The sequence below is a fragment of the Chelativorans xinjiangensis genome (assembly GCF_009812055.1).
GTDB classification, from domain to species: domain Bacteria; phylum Pseudomonadota; class Alphaproteobacteria; order Rhizobiales; family Rhizobiaceae; genus Chelativorans; species Chelativorans xinjiangense.
In genome coordinates this window covers 1-1,175 of record NZ_WQNH01000118.1, presented here as the reverse complement: position 1 = coordinate 1,175, position 1,175 = coordinate 1, and the positions used below count along the sequence as shown (strand labels likewise).

Here is a 1,175-nt window from a genome sequence, read left to right as displayed (position 1 = left end):
CGCTGCCGTGAAGAACCTGTCCCATAGTGCATCCTTCCATTCCTGGGAAAACAATGCACCATCAAAATGCGGGATCAAACAACTAGTGCATGCATGCCAGCCGCGTCCGGAACCGCGTCCGGCGCGAGGATCGCCAGCGAAAGCAGCAAAAGCCCGAGCGGAATGAACGCATAGGCGAGGTGGAGCACCAGGACAAGCGGATCGCGTACAGTGCGATCGCCCGCCCAGCGTACCAAGCGCACCGCCTGGAGGGCCGCCGCAGCTGCCAAAAGCACCGCCGACGGGACAAGCTCCGGCGCGAGAATCCAGGCAGCCAGCGAGAGGACGGAAACAGCAACCGAAACCGCGTCGTACCGTCCAAAGGGGGCCGGCAGCCGCCCCGGATTCTCCCGCACCAGCCAGTTGCGCGTGAAGGACGGAATGATGCGGCCGCCGATAAGCATGATGAGCACGGTGGCCGCGGCGATCCCCAGGCGCCGACTGAGATCGGAAACGCCTTGAACATGCGCCTCGACATGAAAGAGCACGTTCGCCGATAGAAGCACCGCAAGCGACACCAGCACCTTGAGGTTGCGCCAGTTCCGGCCGGTAACGATCTCGCGGGCGACCGCGAGGGCGACTGTCGCCAGAAAGGCGGAATCGGCAAGCGCTGTGACCCACCAGCCGAGCGAAGCCGACAGGAAGACCGCGACGCGGCCGGCAAGCCACAGGGCGACGAGCCCGAGGAGTGGCCCTCCCTGCACCGGCAGCTGGCCCGTCCAGTTGGGCACCGCCGTCAGCAGAAAACCCGCGACGATAGCCGCAAGGTAGCCGAACAGCATCTCGTGCACGTGCCAGTCCACCGGCGGGAAGAGCGTGTTCATTTCGAGCACACCGGTGTATAGCGGCACCCACATGAGAATGGAAAGGCCCGCATAGAACGAGCCCAGAAGGAAGAACAGCCTGAAACCGTAGGAAAGCACGGCGGGGCCGTTGAAAGCCCGGAGCCGGGGAATTGCCATCGTCTGCTCCATCGAAAAATGCGGCCGGCAGGCATCGCCTCGTGCGCCGGCCGCGCCGTCACGCCATCGCGAAGATGGTTCTGGAGTCTAGAGCATGTCCTGTGATCGATGAATCGATTGTGATGTGACGGCGACATTTTGTTCTGATTCAACCTCCATTTTGACGGAGGTGGA

General features: G+C 62.9%; 1 protein-coding gene. It reads right to left on the bottom strand.

Annotated features, from left to right (window positions below):
- Positions 1–74: 74 nt before the first annotated feature.
- The gene (locus GM910_RS26890; RefSeq protein WP_159593969.1) at positions 75–1,001 is read right to left on the bottom strand and encodes an NnrS family protein; all 927 of its coding nucleotides are present in this window, start codon (positions 999–1,001) and stop codon (positions 75–77) included.
- Between the last annotated feature and the right edge of the window lie 174 nt (positions 1,002–1,175).